General features: G+C 42.4%; 16 protein-coding genes. 9 read left to right on the forward strand and 7 right to left on the reverse strand.

Annotated features, from left to right (window positions below):
* The first annotated feature begins 29 nt into the window (after positions 1-29).
* The gene (locus HFD85_RS17155) at positions 30-1,088 is read left to right on the forward strand and encodes a S66 peptidase family protein (RefSeq protein WP_167612668.1); all 1,059 of its coding nucleotides are present in this window, start codon (positions 30-32) and stop codon (positions 1,086-1,088) included.
* A 72-nt stretch (positions 1,089-1,160) separates the two neighbouring features.
* Here HFD85_RS17155 and HFD85_RS17160 read toward each other — a convergent pair whose 3' ends face one another.
* The 5 genes from HFD85_RS17160 to HFD85_RS17180 all read right to left on the reverse strand — a co-directional run bounded on the left by HFD85_RS17160 (position 1,161) and on the right by HFD85_RS17180 (position 8,217).
* Complete coding sequence (locus HFD85_RS17160) at positions 1,161-3,140, reverse strand: M1 family metallopeptidase (RefSeq protein ID WP_167612670.1); 1,980 nt, start codon at positions 3,138-3,140, stop codon at positions 1,161-1,163.
* A 2-nt stretch (positions 3,141-3,142) separates the two neighbouring features.
* Entirely contained in the window at positions 3,143-4,297 is a 1,155-nt protein-coding gene (lysA, locus tag HFD85_RS17165) for a diaminopimelate decarboxylase (protein WP_167612672.1), read from the reverse strand.
* Between the two features lie 6 nt (positions 4,298-4,303).
* Entirely contained in the window at positions 4,304-5,782 is a 1,479-nt protein-coding gene (dacB, locus tag HFD85_RS17170) for a D-alanyl-D-alanine carboxypeptidase/D-alanyl-D-alanine endopeptidase (RefSeq protein ID WP_167612674.1), read from the reverse strand.
* Between the two features lie 179 nt (positions 5,783-5,961).
* Positions 5,962-7,080, reverse strand: coding sequence for an aminotransferase class I/II-fold pyridoxal phosphate-dependent enzyme (locus HFD85_RS17175; RefSeq protein WP_167612676.1), 1,119 nt, complete (start codon positions 7,078-7,080; stop codon positions 5,962-5,964).
* A gap of 24 nt (positions 7,081-7,104) precedes the next feature.
* The gene (locus tag HFD85_RS17180) at positions 7,105-8,217 is read right to left on the reverse strand and encodes a mandelate racemase/muconate lactonizing enzyme family protein (protein ID WP_167612678.1); all 1,113 of its coding nucleotides are present in this window, start codon (positions 8,215-8,217) and stop codon (positions 7,105-7,107) included.
* 157 nt (positions 8,218-8,374) lie between these two features.
* Between HFD85_RS17180 and HFD85_RS17185 the strand changes: the two genes are divergently transcribed.
* Positions 8,375-8,671: a hypothetical protein gene (locus HFD85_RS17185; RefSeq protein WP_167612680.1), complete on the forward strand. Its 297-nt coding sequence runs from the start codon at positions 8,375-8,377 to the stop codon at positions 8,669-8,671.
* A 63-nt stretch (positions 8,672-8,734) separates the two neighbouring features.
* Entirely contained in the window at positions 8,735-9,196 is a 462-nt protein-coding gene (locus tag HFD85_RS17190) for an META domain-containing protein (protein WP_167612682.1), read from the forward strand.
* Positions 9,197-9,210: 14 nt separating this feature from the next.
* Here the strand turns inward: HFD85_RS17190 and HFD85_RS17195 are convergent, their stop codons facing one another.
* Both HFD85_RS17195 and HFD85_RS17200 read right to left on the reverse strand, forming a co-directional pair.
* A complete protein-coding gene (locus HFD85_RS17195) occupies positions 9,211-10,014 on the reverse strand; it encodes an alpha/beta fold hydrolase (RefSeq protein WP_167612684.1) in 804 nt (267 codons plus the stop codon).
* 81 nt (positions 10,015-10,095) lie between these two features.
* Positions 10,096-10,809 (reverse strand): pyridoxine 5'-phosphate synthase, encoded by a 714-nt coding sequence (locus HFD85_RS17200; protein WP_167612686.1) that lies wholly within the window; start codon positions 10,807-10,809, stop codon positions 10,096-10,098.
* A gap of 67 nt (positions 10,810-10,876) precedes the next feature.
* On the opposite strand from HFD85_RS17200, the gene HFD85_RS17205 reads away from it, so the two are divergent.
* From HFD85_RS17205 to HFD85_RS17230, 6 genes are all read left to right on the forward strand, one after another.
* On the forward strand, positions 10,877-11,542 hold the full coding sequence (locus HFD85_RS17205; RefSeq protein WP_167612689.1) for a CBS domain-containing protein: 666 nt from the start codon (positions 10,877-10,879) through the stop codon (positions 11,540-11,542).
* 10 nt (positions 11,543-11,552) lie between these two features.
* On the forward strand, positions 11,553-12,434 hold the full coding sequence (locus HFD85_RS17210; RefSeq protein WP_167612691.1) for an NAD kinase: 882 nt from the start codon (positions 11,553-11,555) through the stop codon (positions 12,432-12,434).
* A 315-nt stretch (positions 12,435-12,749) separates the two neighbouring features.
* The gene (gene porG / locus HFD85_RS17215) at positions 12,750-13,508 is read left to right on the forward strand and encodes a type IX secretion system protein PorG (protein ID WP_167612693.1); all 759 of its coding nucleotides are present in this window, start codon (positions 12,750-12,752) and stop codon (positions 13,506-13,508) included.
* 2 nt (positions 13,509-13,510) lie between these two features.
* Positions 13,511-14,257, forward strand: coding sequence for an isoprenyl transferase (locus HFD85_RS17220; protein WP_240925070.1), 747 nt, complete (start codon positions 13,511-13,513; stop codon positions 14,255-14,257).
* 4 nt (positions 14,258-14,261) lie between these two features.
* Positions 14,262-16,961 (forward strand): outer membrane protein assembly factor BamA, encoded by a 2,700-nt coding sequence (bamA, locus tag HFD85_RS17225; protein ID WP_167612695.1) that lies wholly within the window; start codon positions 14,262-14,264, stop codon positions 16,959-16,961.
* A gap of 69 nt (positions 16,962-17,030) precedes the next feature.
* On the forward strand, positions 17,031-17,543 hold the full coding sequence (locus HFD85_RS17230; protein ID WP_167612697.1) for an OmpH/Skp family outer membrane protein: 513 nt from the start codon (positions 17,031-17,033) through the stop codon (positions 17,541-17,543).
* Positions 17,544-17,561 lie beyond the last annotated feature (18 nt).

The raw sequence follows: 17,561 nt of genomic DNA on the forward strand, positions 1-17,561 counted from the left end.
TCTTTCTTTATAAAACCAAACGTATAAAAATGATCAGCCGAAGAAGATTTATTGAAAGTTCAGCAGCACTCACAGCTGTATCTGTAACGCCTTTATCAAAATTACTCGCCGGAGAAAACGAAGGATATTCGAACAAGTCGATACGGAATATTTTACCCCGGCGCTTGCAGAAAGGGGACACTATTGGCCTGGTAACGCCTGGAGGTCCGATCACAGAAGAACAACTCAAAAACACAGCGAGCAAACTCAAAGAATTCGGATTTAAAACCTACTATTTACCAAGTGTGCTATCGCAGTATGGTTATTTTGCAGGAACCGACACTGAAAGAGCGGATGAGTTGATGCACATGTTTGCCAACGACAAAGTGGATGCAATTTTGTGTGTTAGAGGCGGATATGGGGCCATTCGAATTCTCGATATGCTGGATTACGAACTGATTAAACAACATCCAAAGGCTTTGATTGGTTACAGCGATATTACAGCACTGCTTTCAGTGATTTTCGAACGCACCGGATTGGTGACTTTTCACGGGCCGGTTGGAGTTTCGTCGTTTAACAATTTTACGATGGAGGCCTTCGAAAACGTGTTGATGAAATCGCAGGGTAAATACAAGTATTCCTACGAACGGGAAGCGGAAACCGAAGAAAATCCTGAATATGATCTGTATGCCATATCGGAAGGAAAAGCTGAAGGAATACTGATTGGTGGAAACCTGAGTGTATTGGATTCAATGATCGGAAGCAAATTCGAGCCTGACTTTGAAAACAAGATCGTTTACCTGGAAGAAACTGATGAAAAGATCTACCGGATCGATAAAATGCTTTTTCACTTATTGTATGCTACAAATCTGAAAAAAGCTGCCGGAATTGCGCTTGGTATTTTTAACGGCTGCGATTATAACGAAGAAGAGCCTTCGCTTACCTTAAAACAGGCAATTACCGACCTCCTAAAGCCTTTAGGTATTCCCGTTGTTTACGGCTTACCTTTTGGTCATATCAGTTCAAAAATAACACTTCCTACGGGTGTTAAAGCCAGATTGAATGCGGGTAAAAAAACGTTGAAACTACTTGATAAGGCTGTTTCTTGATTCGTCTTACCTTTCCGCGAAAACAATTGATGAAACTGCCAAAAGGAAGCTATTCCGGTTACAAATTATCGCTTATTGTTTTATCAATTTCTGTCGGAAAAAGCCTTTTTCAGAACTGATTTCAACGATGTACATTCCTGATCTCAAGGTTGAAGCATCAATCGATTCATTCATACTACCAAGTATTTGTTCTAACACAAGAATTCCCCCGGCGTTATAAATACTTAGTTTCGAATCAGCTCCAATTTCGGACGTAATAACTGAAATTTCATCACTGAAAGGATTGGGGTAAACTTTGCAATCCAACAGACTATTGGTGTTCACCGAAGTTGGCGTTATTTTAGTCATCCCCAGGTTCTTATTCAGGATCTTATTTTCCGCGTCGATGTATATACTTTTAACTGCTTTATCCAAGGGAATTTCAAAGGTCTGATTTCTGCTTTCCTGAAACAGAACGATGGTACTGTCGCTTCCGTCTTCAAAATTGAGTTGATAGGGAACCTGCATTTTGAACAAGGAGGTTGTATTGGTGCTTGACGTTTGCTCCTTCACAATCATTGTTAGTTTCCCGTCTCTTTGATACCAGTCGCCGTAAAGCGTTGGAAAACCTTCGCCGTAGATCCACTGATCGAAGAAATAGGCAAAATCTTTTCCCGAAGTTTCTTCAACCACATGCTGAAAGTCACGTGTTCTGGCAAATCCTCCTTTAAATTTTTCGAGGTAATTCCGGAGCACCTGCCAAAACAATTCATCATCCTGAAGTTCGTTGCGAAGCATGCCCAAAACAGCACCGCCCTTGCAATACGACAGACTGTAATTGAAAATCCGGCTTTCGAGATGCGCCGCCGCATCCGGAACATAAACACTGCCATTCACATAATCCATTGCTTTTGAATGGTAATAATTCATTCTGTCTTTTCCGGCCTGCTCTGAAATAATGGTTTTAATAGCCAGGTAATCGAAATAGGTGGCAAAACCTTCATTCAGCCAGATATCCTGCCACGAGCCACAGGTTACCGAGTTGCCAAACCACTGGTGGCTGAGTTCGTGCGACAGCCGTCTGAAATCGATGTTATAAGGCATTGATGTCATGGTCTGGTGTTCCATTCCAAAACCTTTTCCCCAAATTGTGTGTCCGTATTTTTCGTCGCTGAAGGGATACATTCCGAAAAGATTACAGTACAGGTTCATTGCGTCGTGCGTGCGGTCGATCTCATCTTTCATGGCATTTACATGTGCCTGATCGACCAGAAAGTTCTGAATAAAAATGGAATCGCTGAATCCTTCGGGATGCGTGTAAAAATTGTATTCCGTATAATCGAAAATATTGAATGCCACCAGGTAGTAGGCTATCGGATATTTTGTTTTCCATTCGTAGCGTCGTTTGTTCCCTGGCAATTCAACAACGTTGGTCAAAACCCCGTTCGACGATACTTTTTCGCTGGCATAGGTGGTTACAAAAACATGAAGCGAATCGATTTTGTCATTCATTTTCTGCTTGCATGGAAACCACAGGTTAGCCCCAAAAGGTTGTGTAAAAGAATAGGTGAGGTGATCGTAATTGAAGGTGCTGCTTGCCGTATGGTGCAAGCCGCCTGCATAATCGGAATCGTCGTTTCCGTAACCACGATAATAAATGGTTGCCGAAAAGGCTTCCTCTTTAGAAAGTGGATTATTGATTCCGATATTGATTTCAGCTCCGCTCCGGCTATATTGAACTGTGTTCCCATTAAACTGAATAGAATCAATTCGCATATTCTGAGCCAGTTCTATTACAAAATTACTCAGCTGATCGGCAGTGACTTTAGCTTCTATGTAGGCATAACCCCGAATATAATCTGAACTGTTGCCGCTTTCAATATCGATTTTTGTGAAGGTAATATCGTAGGCATCGAGTAGGGGATTATCTGATTCAGCTTCTGCTGATTTAAGGCCGTCAATATGGTTGCAGATGTCGCTTTTTTCCTCCATTTCGGAATAAGGAATCAGCGACTGTGCTATACTGAAAACAGGAAGGAGGGTGAGCATTATAAAAAATAAGTTTCTGTACATTCTTACTTGTTTTGTTTGTCTGAATAATAGGCTTTTACCGGTGTGCGCAGGTTGTATTGGCTCGTCATAACCTGACCGTAAGCGCCGGCACTTTTTATTGCAATAATATCGTTGCGTTTTGTTCCTGCAAGTGTTACGTCTTTTCTGAAGAAGTCGGTCGATTCGCAAATCGGCCCAACTACATCGTATTTTTCTTCAGGAAGTGTGGAGGAAATATTTTCAATTTCATGGTAGGCCTGGTACAGTGCCGGCCTGATCAGTTCTGTAAAGCCGGCATCGACAATGGCAAATTGCTTTTGCACACCTTTTTTTACATACAACACTTTTGTAAGCAGCGAACCACACTGACCGACAATCGACCGGCCCAGTTCGAAATGCAACTGTTGATTTGGTCGCAGTTTCAAATGTTCTGCAAAAATTTTGAAATAACTCGCGAAATCGGGAACGCTGTTTTCGTCGGGATTTTGGTAATCGATGCCCAGTCCGCCGCCAGCGTTGATGTGTTCCAGCTTTATATCCTGTTCTTCGAACCAGTCCTGAATTTGATTGATCCGTTCGCACAATTTTTTAAAGTCATTCAAATCAGTTATTTGCGAACCTATGTGGAAATGAATGCCAGTGAGTTTGATGTGACTGAGTGTTTTCAAAACCTTCAGCACTTCCTCCATATCCATCATATTAATGCCAAACTTGTTTTCATTCAGTCCGGTTGTGATGTATTCGTGCGTATTTGCAGCCACATTTGGATTCAGACGAAGACTCACATTGGTGCTTTTACCAAGTTTTGCCGCAATCTCATTGATCACTTCCAGTTCAGGAATCGATTCTACATTAAACGAGAAGATGTCATTTTCGATGCCAATCGCAATTTCTTCATCGGTTTTTCCAACGCCTGCAAAAGCAATTTCTTTTGGTTTAAAACCGGCTTCCAGCGAGCGCAGCACTTCGTTGCCACTCACGCAATCAGTTCCAAAACCGTATTCTCGAATTTTTTCAAGAATGGGCAGATTGGCATTCGCTTTTACCGCATAATGAACATGAAATCCGTATTTATCGGCTTCTTGTTTAACGCTTATCAAAGTACGATCAAGTAAATCCATATCGTACCAGTAAAATGGGGTTTTGAGTGTGTTAAAAGTATCTAAGTAATTTTTCATACAATTTTATTTTTTCAATTCTGCCAGCGAAACCATCAGCTTTTCCAGCTGATCTCTGGCTTCCGATGATGAACAGCTATAATTATTTACCACCATCGAGAAAGCAATTTCGCGACCGGATTCCGATGTCACATAACCGGCATAGGCTTTTACTTTGTTAATTGTTCCACTTTTGGCACGCAATTGCCTTTCGGCTGCTGTTCCCTTAAACATATTTCTGATGGTTCCGGTTTCACCGGCATTTGCCATTGAGTGGAAAAAGGTTTCGAAGTAAGGACTTTCCTTTTTCATGTGAGTCAGCAGAGCCACCATTTGTCGTGGCGAAATGGCATTGTAATGCGATAGTCCGCTACCATCGAATATTTGCATTCCCCGGGTATCTACTCCATTTTTCTCCAGAAATGAAACCATAGAATCAGCAGCGATTTCTGTTTCGGGAGCTGCCCCCATTGCAACGCCGGCCTGTATCAGGCAATGTTCGGCAAATAAATTTACACTGTGTACATTGGTTTGTTCAATAATTTCTGAAAGCGTTGGCGAGTAGGTTGTGTAAAGGACTTTCGTGGCTTTTCCCGGATTCACTTTTTCCAATTCAACTGTAGTTGGAGCGCGCTCAGTGCCGACTCTCTCAAGTTTTAATGATGAATCTAGTGCAATGGCTGCTGTTAGCGCAGGATCTGGCAGCGAACCCTTTACTTCAAAACTGTTTCTGTGAATTGGCAGATGACCTCGAATGTACCTGTTGTAGGTATACGGAGCTCCGTAAATGTATGAATCATCGTAAATGATGGAGTCGGCAGTAATTGTATTGTCAAAGGTCAATCCTGCAATTTCGGGCTTAATTTTCGCAATCCGGACCGTGTCACCAAAATTGTTGGTATCGAAATACAAGGAATAGTAATTATCGAAAATCGACAATCCACACGGGCCTGCACCGTAATAATTTCCCATATCCGACCACGACCATCCCGGAGGAACTTCGTTGCTATATATGCGATCGTCAGCAATGATTCGGCCCGCTACGGAATCAATTCCGGCAGCTTTTATGGCAGTTACCCAATCGTTTAAAAACTGATGATCTTTTGTTGTGTCGAAATATTTTGAGCCAAGCGTTGGATCTCCGCCGCCTTTGATGATGATATCGCCGTGTAATATTTTATTTGTTCGGTCAATTTCGCCGGTATATTCAATGGTGGTTTCAAACCGGCAATCAGGCCCGAGTAATTCAAGAACAGTAGCTGTTGAAATTAGCTTTTGTGTGGAGGCCGGCTTCAGACATTTATCCGCGTTGTATTGAGCAACAACAGCACCTGAATTGATATCGATGGCAAGAAATGCAAAACCAGCAGTTGTAAATTCGGGGTATTCTACCACCTGTTTCAAAGTACGGTTAACGTTGTGTTTTTTCTTCGCTAATGCACGAAGTTGGGCAAATGCGGATGAGGCGAAAAGTACCAGTAAAACAATAACAGCAATTCTTTTCATAACAAACTAAAACTGATGGAAATTTGTATGACAAATATAATATTTCAATTGAATTTTGCTAGTTTTTCTCTACATTTTAAGATGTAGGACATTATTTAATAAAATGCAAATTGCCTCCTTTAAATAAAATTGCCCTGGAGCTATGGAAGGTTAAGAAATGCCTTAAAGGAGCTGGATTTTCAGGAAATGAACTTCCTCATTGCACTATCGAGTTTCTCTGTCAGTATGTTAATCTGCGTTTGAGTGTGAGTAGAGAAAACGACAATACGCAAAATGCCATCGTTTCCCGAACCCTTGTAATTTGCAAATTGGATGTAAACGCCTTTTTCCATCAATTCCTGGTGGATTTTTGTCATGGTTTCCATATTTCCCGGCGAAAAGGCCACAATGGGCAATTCATTGTCTTCGGTTTGAATTCCGATTGAGCGCATCTGTTCCTTCAGATAGCGGGCGTTCGCCCACAGTTTTTCCCGCATTTCGGGATGCTGCTGTACAATCTCGAGTCCCTTAATTCCCGCGGCGACGGCAGCATGCATGGGTGAGCTGGAACCGGTCATTACACTTCCCGATTTTATTTGCTGAATAAATCTGGCCGTTCCCGGAATGATACCACCGTAGGCGCCAAATGCTTTTGATAAAGTGGCTCCCATAAACAGCCGGGGAGATTTCAGTGCCAGGTGCTCGCATGTACCGCGACCGTTCTCACCGAGAATTCCAACACCGTGCGCGTCGTCAATCCATACCGTACCATTGTATATATCGGCGAGTTCCAGGTAAGTTTCAATCGGAGCAATTTTAGCACGAATCGGAAACAATCCGTCGGAAGCTATAAGCGGACGCTGCCCCGGTTGCAAATGCTGTTCGAGTTTTTGTTTCAGATCTTCTGTGTCGCAGTGGTTAAATAAGATTAAAGGCTTATCAACGGTTCTTGCTCCTTCGCAAAGGCTGTAATGTGCACCTTCATCGAGAAAAATAATATCGAACGTATTCAATTCATTTAGCGCCTGAAGTCCGGCGATGTTTGTGAGGTAGCCTGATGGAAGGTAAACGGCATCTTCGGTATTAAAAAAGTCGACGGCTTTTTTCTCTATTTCTATCAATAGGTGTGAGTTCCCGGTTATTGCACGCGAAGTGGCCGTGGCAATTCCGTACTTCAAAGTTGCATCACTGGCTGCTTTTATTAGCTCAGGATGTGCGTTTAGCTGAAAGTAGCCGGTGCCGGCGAAATACAAATATTTTTTACCATTTACGATCGTCTCTGTTCCCGTAACGCCATCGATAATATACTGCGGTTTCAAATTCAAGGTTGTAAAAGTGTACGGTTAAACAATAACTCGTTCCATGTTTTCCAGGTAGCTTTCGTCGAAACCGGCTCCGATGCCGGGCGTGTCACCAAGCTCCCATTTACCATTGCCTTTGTATTCAATTCCTCCGGTAACAGGATCTTCAGCCAGCATTAGCGAGGAATCGATGTCGTAATGGACAATGGATTTGCGGGCAGCCACAACATGCATCAACGCTGTAAGGGCATAGCGTGATTCGGACATGCAACCTACCTGGCATTTTATACCTGCTGATTCGGCAACGGCAACAATTTTCAATGCGTTGTAAATTCCACCGGATTTGGAGAACTTGATATTGAAATAGTCGCAGGCGCCCATACTTGCCAGGCGGAATGCGTCGTGATGATCAAAAACAGATTCATCGGCCATAATCGATATCGGGCTGTTTTCACGAACACGCACCAATTCTTTATTGTTCCAGTGCGGAATAGGTTCCTCGCAATGTTCAATGTTGTATTTATTCAGTTCGTTCAGCGTTTTTATGGCTGTAACCGGATCCCAGCCCTGGTTGGCATCGATCCTGATGGGGTAGTCCATACCCACGGCTTCGCGTATGGCTTTTACACGTGCTACATCGGCTTCAGTGGTGGTGCCCAATTTTAGTTTAATGGCAGGGAAACCTGCCTTCTTGAATTCCAAAGCATCATTGGCCATTTTTTCCGGCGATCCGATGCTGATGGTCATATCGGTGTAAATTTCACGGGTGTTGCTTCCACCCAATAGTTTGTATAGCGGAAGATTGGCCTGTTTGGCAAGCAGGTCATACAAAGCCATGTCGAAAGCACTTTTCATGGTTGGATTTCCCTGGACTGCCCGGTCGATTTCCGCCAGCCGGTCTTCAATTGCAAATGGATCTTTGCCTTTCAGCAGTTTTCCGATCTGTTGAGCCAGTTCGAAAACGGTTTCCTGCGTTTCTCCCACAATGAACACAAAGGGAGCACATTCGCCAATTCCGGTTAGCCCGGTGTTGGTGTTTATTTTAACCACCACATTGGTGGCAGAGGGTATAACTCCCAATGAAATTACAAATGGTTCTTTGTATGGAATGTTGAGTTTTATGACTTCAACACTGCTAATGACAGTTTCCTGCATATAAACATAATTTAGAAAGGTAAATGTAATAAATAAGGTCTGAATAATGAATGACGGAAATTATTTTGCTTAACTTTCGAAGGCTTGTTTCAGGCGATTTTCGAATGAAATTTTTACCTGGCCCGACTATTAGAGCTTGAAAACTAAATGAATGTATATGCCCAATAAAACATCGCAACATATTTTAGGTACAGCAGCAAATCTACTGGGATTTTGCCTCTTTATAATAACTTCCTTGCATTTAACCAATCACGCCGAAAATGTTTTGATCGATGAGCTAACTTCAGGAGTTGCTTTTCTGCTGATTATCTCATCCTTGTTTTCATCTGTATCGATCCGGACAAAAAGGAGTAAAAGAGCAGAAAACAGCGAACGAATTGCCGACTATTTCTTTGTAGCAGCTTTGGTGGGTATTTTTGTGATCATAGTATTTCTGCTGGCTAATTTCTGGTAAGTTCATTTTATTGCTACGCAACCTTTTTGACAGCATTTTGATCTTTAGTTTAAAACCTGAACTATGAAATACAAATACTTATTTCTTTTGTTGATTTTGAATCTGGCTTTTTTGTCCTGTGATGAAGACGAAAATCCGGAATGTTTTGATACCACAATTGACATTCAGACCGACTATGATTTATACAACACATGGGAGCTGTTAGGAAAAGTTAAAGAACGACCATACAAGAAAGAATGTGCGGATGGCGTTGGCGGTTATATTTCTTTTCATGAGGACGGGACTTTTGGGGGCTCATTTTCGTGTAACGGTATGGGAGGTGAATATGAGCTTTCGAATGGAAATGAATTGAAAATTCTTAAATGTCACCAAACCCTTAGAGGATGTGTGGGGAATGAATCGGCTTATTGGGAGGAAACGTTTTCTTCAGAGTTAAGAAAAACGAGGCGTTTCCAAATCAACGGTAACAAATTAACGCTGTATACATCGATCAATACAAGACTGATTTTTAAAATAATTGACTAATTCGGTTGGCTGCTTTAACAGCACAACATCACAGCTTTCATAAATTCTTTGGGACTCTCGGCATGCAACCAATGACCTGCATTTGGAATATCAACAATGTTGGCATCGGGGTAAATTTCCTTAATCAGGTCTTTGTCTTCATCCTGGATATACTTAGAAAGCAGCCCACGGATAAAAATAACCGGATAAGCCGTAATTGGAAGACGATCGTCGAGCCAGCTTTTATTTACGCCACCTACAATTTCTTCAAGGTAATCGTATAAAACTTCAGCGTTTACCCGCCACTGGTATCGTTTGCTTGTTTTGTTTTTCTCTACATTTTTTAGCAGAAATTGCCGGATTCGTGCATCATCAATTTTTTCAGCCATAAAATCATCCACATCGTTTCGTGATTTTACCTGCGAAAAATCGATTTCCTGCATGGCCAGCAAAATGTTTCGATGCAAATAGAACTGACTTTCATCTTTCAACTGAAGGTAGTCTTTTGGGGCTATATCGGCAATTACCAGTTTTTCTATACGTTCGGGGAAATCAGCAGCAAACCACATCGCTACTTTGCCTCCCATACTGTGCCCCAGTAAAGTTGCTTTTTCAATGTTGTGCTTAATAAAGAACTCTTCCAAATCGTCTCGCATATCGTCGTAAGTATGCGTTTCCGCAAATGGCGAACGGCCGTGGTTGCGCTGGTCGATCATATAAACCGTATGCTTTTCGGCCAATCGTTTCCCGATGTTCAGCCAGTTATCCGACGAGCCATACAATCCATGTACAACAACAAGCGGCGATCCGCTACCTTCTTTACGATAAAATAATTCCATGTTTTTAGTAATTAGCTGCGAGCTACGAGTTTCGTGTATCGAACATCGAGTACCCAGTATCCAAAATCGAGTATCCAGAAATTACTTCAAACAATCCAAGTATTTCTGAATGGTTGTTTCCAGCCCCAGGTAAAGCGCATCGGCAATTAAGGCGTGTCCGATTGAGACTTCTTTTAGATTGGGTATTTTGTGGTACATAAAATTCAAATTCTCCAGACTCAGGTCGTGACCGGCATTTACATCAATCCCGAGGTTCTCTGCAACTTTTGCTGCATGCACAAAAGCCTCTATTGCCTTGTTGCGGTCAATGGGGTAGAGTGTTGCATAAGGTTCGGTGTATAACTCAATGCGGTCGGTTTTAATCTCGGCAGCACCTTCAACCGCTTCTTCATCCGGATCAACAAAAATCGAAGTGCGTATACCGCTTTCTTTTAAACGGGCAATCACTTCTTTCAGAAAACCCATGTGTTTCCAGGTGTCCCAACCGTGGTCGCTGGTTAACTGTTTATCTGAGTCGGGAACAAGTGTTACCTGGTCGGGTAGCACTTCGGTGACCATGCGAAGAAAATCTTCGTTTGGATAACCTTCAATATTAAATTCTGTGGTAATCAGAGGTTTAATTTCGTAAACATCTTTGCGGGTAATGTGGCGCTCATCGGGGCGGGGGTGTACGGTAATTCCCTGTGCTCCAAATTCCTGACATTTTATGGTGGCCATTTTAACGCTTGGCACCTGACCTCCACGCGAGTTTCGCAGTGTTGCAATTTTATTTATATTTACACTAAGCCTGGTCATTTTATACTAATTTTGATTAGCGAAGTTACAATTTTCGGGCTGAACGAATAACGTTTAAACTAAAGTTTTGTTAGCAGAACAACTCATATCGGATGCCATTCCTTCGGTTAGAAGCGATGAAAAAGGGCGAAAAGCACTGAGTCACATGGATGTGTACCGGGTGTCGCATATTCCGGTAGTTGACGACTCGAAGTATTTAGGATTGGTTTCGGATAAGTTAATATACGACCTGAACCTGGTTGATGAACCTATCTCTAAAGAACTGGATAAACTGAACACCACCCACGCCCACGTCAGTCAGCATATTTTTGAACTGGCCGTAGTGATGTACAAGCTAAAAATTAGTGTGCTGCCTGTTCTCGATGATGATCATTATTACGTGGGTGCCATTACCTTGTACGATTTGGCCCGAAGGTTTGCCAGCCTATTCTCGTTGCAGGAAATTGGGGGAGTTATAGTTATTGAAACCACAGTTGGTGATTATTCCGTTTCCCAGGTTTGCCAGATTATTGAAAGTAACGATGTAAGGATACTAAGTTTCTTTATCGATCGTAAACCGGGGATCAGCAACATCGACCTGATTATGAAGTTAAACACAGTTGAGCTTTCGGGTGTGGTGCAGGCGCTGATGCGATACGATTACAATGTAAAAGCCGTTTACCAGGATGAGTCGATGTTAAATGACCTTTATAAAGACAGATACGATCAGTTCATGAAATTTATGAACATTTAAACCGCAATTCATGAAGGTAGCAGTTTTTGGCACCCAGGTTTCCGATGATTTTGTTCCGGTTCTTCAGGAGTTTTTTGGCTTTTTGCAGGCACGCGAAATCGAGGTGCAGTTGTACAAACCATTCTACAATTTTATTACCGAAGAATTACAGTCGAAAACATACTACACATCATTTTTTCATTCACATACCGATTTCGATCCGGATAACAGTTATATATTTAGTGTTGGCGGCGATGGAACCTTCTTGCAGTCGGTATTGCTGATCCGTAATTTTTCGATACCCGTAATTGGCGTGAACAGTGGCCGGCTTGGTTTTTTGGCCGACATTTCGGAAGATCAGGTGAACGATGCCCTCGTTAATATATTCAGTAAAAATTACAAAGTAGTTGAGCGTACCATGCTTGAAATTGAGTTTTCCGATCGCGAAAACCTCGACTTTAATTATGCGCTGAACGAAATGACGGTACTGAAAACCGACAACTCATCGATGTTGAACGTGGCAGCTTATATTGATGGCGAATTTCTGAACAATTACTGGGCCGACGGTTTGATTATTGCCACACCAACCGGATCAACAGCCTATTCGCTAAGTGTTGGCGGGCCGATATTGACTCCAAATTCCGAGAATATTATAATTACTCCAATGGCACCGCACAACCTGACCATTCGTCCGATTGTGGTTCCCGATAACTGCACCATCACCTTAAAAGTTGAAGGCCGTGGTTCGAACTACCTCACCTCGCTCGATTCACGTTCGGTAGCCGTTGAATTCTCAACCGTAATTACCGTAAAAAAAGCACGCTTTAAATTGAAGACTTTACAGCTTCCTGAACAGCCCTTTTTCTACACGCTCAGAAACAAGCTAATGTGGGGAATCGACCGTAGAAACTGAATTTCCGTGCCTACTTAACAATTTTTAATCTTTGTTTGTGTTTTATAATAGCATTGGGTTATGTTATTTTTAGAATTATATTACTTTTGTAGCTTTTATAAACAAAAAGAGTGTCGTTTTAAAACGATCAAATTTGCTGATATTCAATTGTTTATGAGAGTGGTTTTTGGGACCGAACCAAGCCTTGATTTGTGAAAAAACACGTAAAGATCAACAAGCGGGAGACACCTGAAAATTACCGGCGAAACAAAGCGGATAGAACGAGAAAATAACATGTCCAAAACCATTGTTAAAGAAACGAATTTGAATACCAAGATGAAGAAACTACTATTGGTGTTTGCAATAGTTTTGATAACCTTATCAGGACATGCACAAAAAACAGCGGATATCGGAATTTGGGGTGGGACAGGAACCGTATGGGGAGATATGGACGACAACACTCCGTTTGATAAACTAAATTTGAATTTTGGAGCTTACTTCAGATATAATTTTAACGCCCGTGTCGGGTTACGTGCCATGTTTTTAACTGGTTCAATGTCGCGGGACGGAATGGTCGAGAATGCTGAATGGAGCTTTGATAAAGGCGTTCAGGATCTTACCGTTCAGGCAGAAATCAATTACCTGAAATACGTGTTGGGATCAAAAAAAATGAAATTCAGTCCATACGTTACACTTGGTTTGGGAGTGTCGTACTACACCTATAACTTTAGGCCCGAAGATATTTATACGTTTAATCCCAATTACCCGGAAATAGATTACGATGCCACAGGCAAACCTGTAGCTAACGACAGGGAAGAGTCGCTGGTTGTGCCAACCCTGCCTTTTGGTATTGGTGTGAAATGGGCCATCGGGCAACGGCTTGGTGTTGGGGTTGAATACCAAATGAGAAAACACATGAGTGACAAACTGGATGACCTGGATGATCCCTTGTCGTTTGTGAATGATATCGGCGAAACGGTTAACTACACGTCGCAAAATCATAACAACGACTGGACAGGATACCTGGGAGTTCATGTTACCTATAAAGTTTATATCGGTAAAAAAGCTTGTCCTGCTTACCAAAGTAAAGATTAAGAATGATGTCGTTCAGAGACAGGATAGATAACAACAAGATACCAAAGCATGTTGCCATCATTATGGATGGTAACGGCAGATGGGCTGAGCGTCATGGCAAGATTCGTGTAGTTGGGCACGAACACGGTGTGGAATCGGTTCGCTCGGTGGTTGAAGGAGCCGGCGAAATTGGTGTTCAACACCTTACGCTTTATGCTTTTTCTACCGAAAACTGGGACCGTCCCAGGGAAGAAGTTGAAGCCTTAATGGGATTGCTGGTGCAGGCCATTGAAGCAGAAACCGATTCGTTGATGGAAAATAATGTGCGGCTGGATGCCATCGGGGACCTGGATCCCATGCCTGCTCACGTTCTTGAAAATTTGAATAAATGTAAAGACCGCTTAAAAAACAATACAGGCCTGAATTTGATTCTCGCCCTTAGTTACAGCGGACAATGGGACATTTTGAACGCTACAAAAAAGATAGCGCAGGATGTTGCCAGCCAGAAAATAGATATAGAAACCATTGATCATGACCTGTTCAGTAGCTATTTGTCGACAAGCGAAGTGCCTGAACCTGAATTGTTGATTAGGACCAGCGGTGAATACCGGATTAGTAATTTTCTTTTGTGGCAAATTGCTTATTCCGAATTGTATTTTACGCAAAAGTTATGGCCCGATTTCAGGAAAGAGGACCTTTTTGAGGCGATTGTAGATTACCAGAACAGAGAAAGAAGATTCGGAAAAACCAGAGAACAGTTAACGAGCTAGTTGTATGAGTAAATTTTTAAGATCGACGATAACCCTTTTATTGCTTTCAATATTCCTGGCTCCGCCATTGATGGCGCAGGAAGAGCTTGACAGCACAAATTTTTCTATTTATTATTCGAGCGCTCAGGAATATACCATTGCTGATATTCAGGTTTCCGGAATTCGCTACCTCGATAAAACTGTTCTGATCCAGTTATCAGGACTGAAAGTGGGGGACGAAATCATGGTTCCCGGCGACGAGATTACCCAAGCCATCAAAAAACTGTGGCAGCAGGGTTTGTTTTCCGATGTAAAAATCACAGCAACCAAAGTTATTGGCAACAACATTTGGCTCGATATTTATCTGCAGGAACGCCCGCGTCTGGCAGACGTTAATTTCTATGGCGTTTCGAAATCGGAAAAAGATGATATTACCGAAAAAGTACTTTTGTTGCGTGGTAGCCAGATCACCGATCACCAGGTGAACAGTGCCGAACGTACCATTATGGGTATTTTTCATGCCAAAGGATTCCTGAATACCGAAGTAAATATTGTGCAGCGCGACGATACCACGCAAAACAACAGCGTGATCCTCGATATCTATGTGGATAAAAAGGAAAAGGTAAAAGTTAATAACATCGAAATTGAGGGAAACGAGGCACTTAGCGACGTGACGCTCGAACGTGCCATGAAGAAAACCAACGAAAAATCGTTGCGCAATTTCTTCAAAACAAAGAAATTCCTGCAAGAAGAGTACGATAAGGATAAAATCAACCTGATTGATAAATACAACGAGAAAGGTTACCGCGACGCCGTAATTGTGGATGATTCGATTTCGCAGGTTCAGGTTGGACGGAAACAAAAAACACGTGTCGACATTGATATTGATGTTGAAGAAGGTGATAAATACTACTTCGGCGACATCAAATGGGTGGGAAATACGGTGTATCCTTCTGATTACTTAAGCATGCGTTTAGGTATTAAAAGAGGAGATGTATTCAACCAAAAAATACTCGATAAGCGTCTTTTCGATAACGACGAAGGTTTGAACAATGTGTACCTCGATAAAGGTTACCTGTTTTTCAACCTCGAACCGGTTGAGGTGAATATCGACAAGGATACCATCGATTACGAAATGCGTATTTACGAAGGCAAACAGGCCACCATCAACGAAGTGCGAATTGTGGGAAACACCAAAACTCACGAGCATGTGGCACGACGCGAATTACGAACATTTCCGGGCGACCTGTTCAGCAAAACCCTGCTCATGCGTTCGTACAGGGAATTGGCCCAGTTGGGACACTTCGATCCGGAAGCGATAAACCCCGATGTACAGCCACACCCCGAAGACGGGACTGTGGATATTGAATACCAGTTGCAGGAAAAAGCCAACGACCAGATCGAGCTTTCAGGTGGTTGGGGTGCCGGTATGTTTGTAGGATCGGTAGGTTTGAAATTTGCCAACTTCTCGGTGCGTAACATTTTTAACAAGGAAGCATGGCGCCCGCTGCCAACCGGCGATGGTCAAACCCTGAGTTTGCGTTATCAAACCAGCGGACGTTATTACCGTACCGTAAGTTTGTCGTTTATGGAGCCCTGGTTAGGAGGTAAGAAACCAAATTCATTCTCGGTTTCGCTTTCGCATTCACGAGTAAATTACAGTGCTAATAAATACTACCAGAATTACAACAATTACGGTTATGGCAACTCGTATTATGGCGGTAGTTATTATAATCCGTACAGTTCTTACGGTGGTGGTTACAATCCTTATGGCGGTTATGGCGGTTATGGTAGTTATTACCCAACGTATTCCTATAACTACGATTCGGAAAACGATGATAACAGCAAGGACCGGATCTGGGAAACTACAGCTTTGGCTTTAGGTTATGGTTACCGCCTGTCGTGGCCCGATGACTACTTTACGGTGTATCACGAACTCTCGTTCGAGCACTATAAGCTCCAGAATATGAGCAGCTATTTCCCGTTCTTGGCCGACGAAAACGGAGAAGTGAACGGAACAGCAAACAACTTCAATTTTAAAACCGTATTCGGAAGAAGTTCTGTAGATAATCCATTGTATTCGCGCAGCGGTTCGAGCTTTTCGCTGGCACTGAAACTTACGCCTCCTTACTCTTTGTTTAACGGGGTAGATTATTCGAGTCCCGATGTGTCGAATGCTGATAAATACAAATGGATTGAATACCACAAATGGTTGTTTAAAGGACAGTTGTATAATCCGCTAACTAAAAATACCAACCTGGTACTGCGTACTGCGTTCGAATTCGGATTCCTGGGTTACTACGATAAAAACAGGCAGTCGCCTTTTGAAGGATTTATCGTAGGTGGATCGGGTATGTCGGGTTACAACATGTACGGTACCGATTACGTTTCGCTGCGTGGTTACAAAGATTACAGTTTAAGTACCAATACCTATGGTTCGAACATGTATACCAAGTTTACCATGGAATTGCGTTACCCGATTACGCTGAAACCAAGTGCGACCATTTATGCACTCACCTTCCTCGAAGCAGGTAATGCAGGTATGGCGTTCCAGAACTATACACCTTTTAAATTGCACCGTTCGGCGGGTATGGGAGTTCGTATCTTCCTGCCAATGTTCGGATTGATGGGTATCGACTGGGGTTACGGTTTCGACCCGATTCCGGGAAGATCAAACGACAACTGGGGAAGCCAGTTCCATTTCGTAATCGGTCAGCAGTTCTAAAAAACAAAAAGAATGTTTTGGCATAAAATATGATAGATGATCATCAGTTTAACTAAAAAAGAATTTGCCATGAAGAAGATAATTTTAACGCTAATAGCAGTTTTTTCGATCGCTTTAGTTTCGAATGCACAGAAGTACGGCTTTATCGATTCGGAATACATAATGGATAATATTCCGGCATTTAATGCAGCACAGGAACAACTCGATCAGTTGTCGTCGCAGTACCAGAAAGAACTGGAATCGATGCATGCTGAAATCGAACAGATGTATAAAGATTTTCAGGCCGAAAGCGTGTTGTTGTCGGAAGACATGAAACGCAAACGCGAAGATGTGATCATTTCAAAAGAAAAAGATTATAAACAACTGCAACGTAAGTATTTCGGGCCAAGTGGCGACCTGTTTAAAAAGCGTCAGGGGCTGGTAAAACCTATCCAGGACGATATCTTTAATGCCGTGCAGGAAATTGCTACTGATGGCAGCTATGCTTTAATTTTCGACAAGGCCGGAGGTACCACTTTATTCTATACAAATCCGCGCTATGATTTAAGCGATCAGGTTTTGCAAAAACTCGGTTATAAATAGAGATATAATACTATATTT

Source organism: Maribellus sediminis (genome assembly GCF_011799805.1).
Taxonomy (GTDB): Bacteria; Bacteroidota; Bacteroidia; order Bacteroidales; family Prolixibacteraceae; genus Draconibacterium; species Draconibacterium sediminis_A.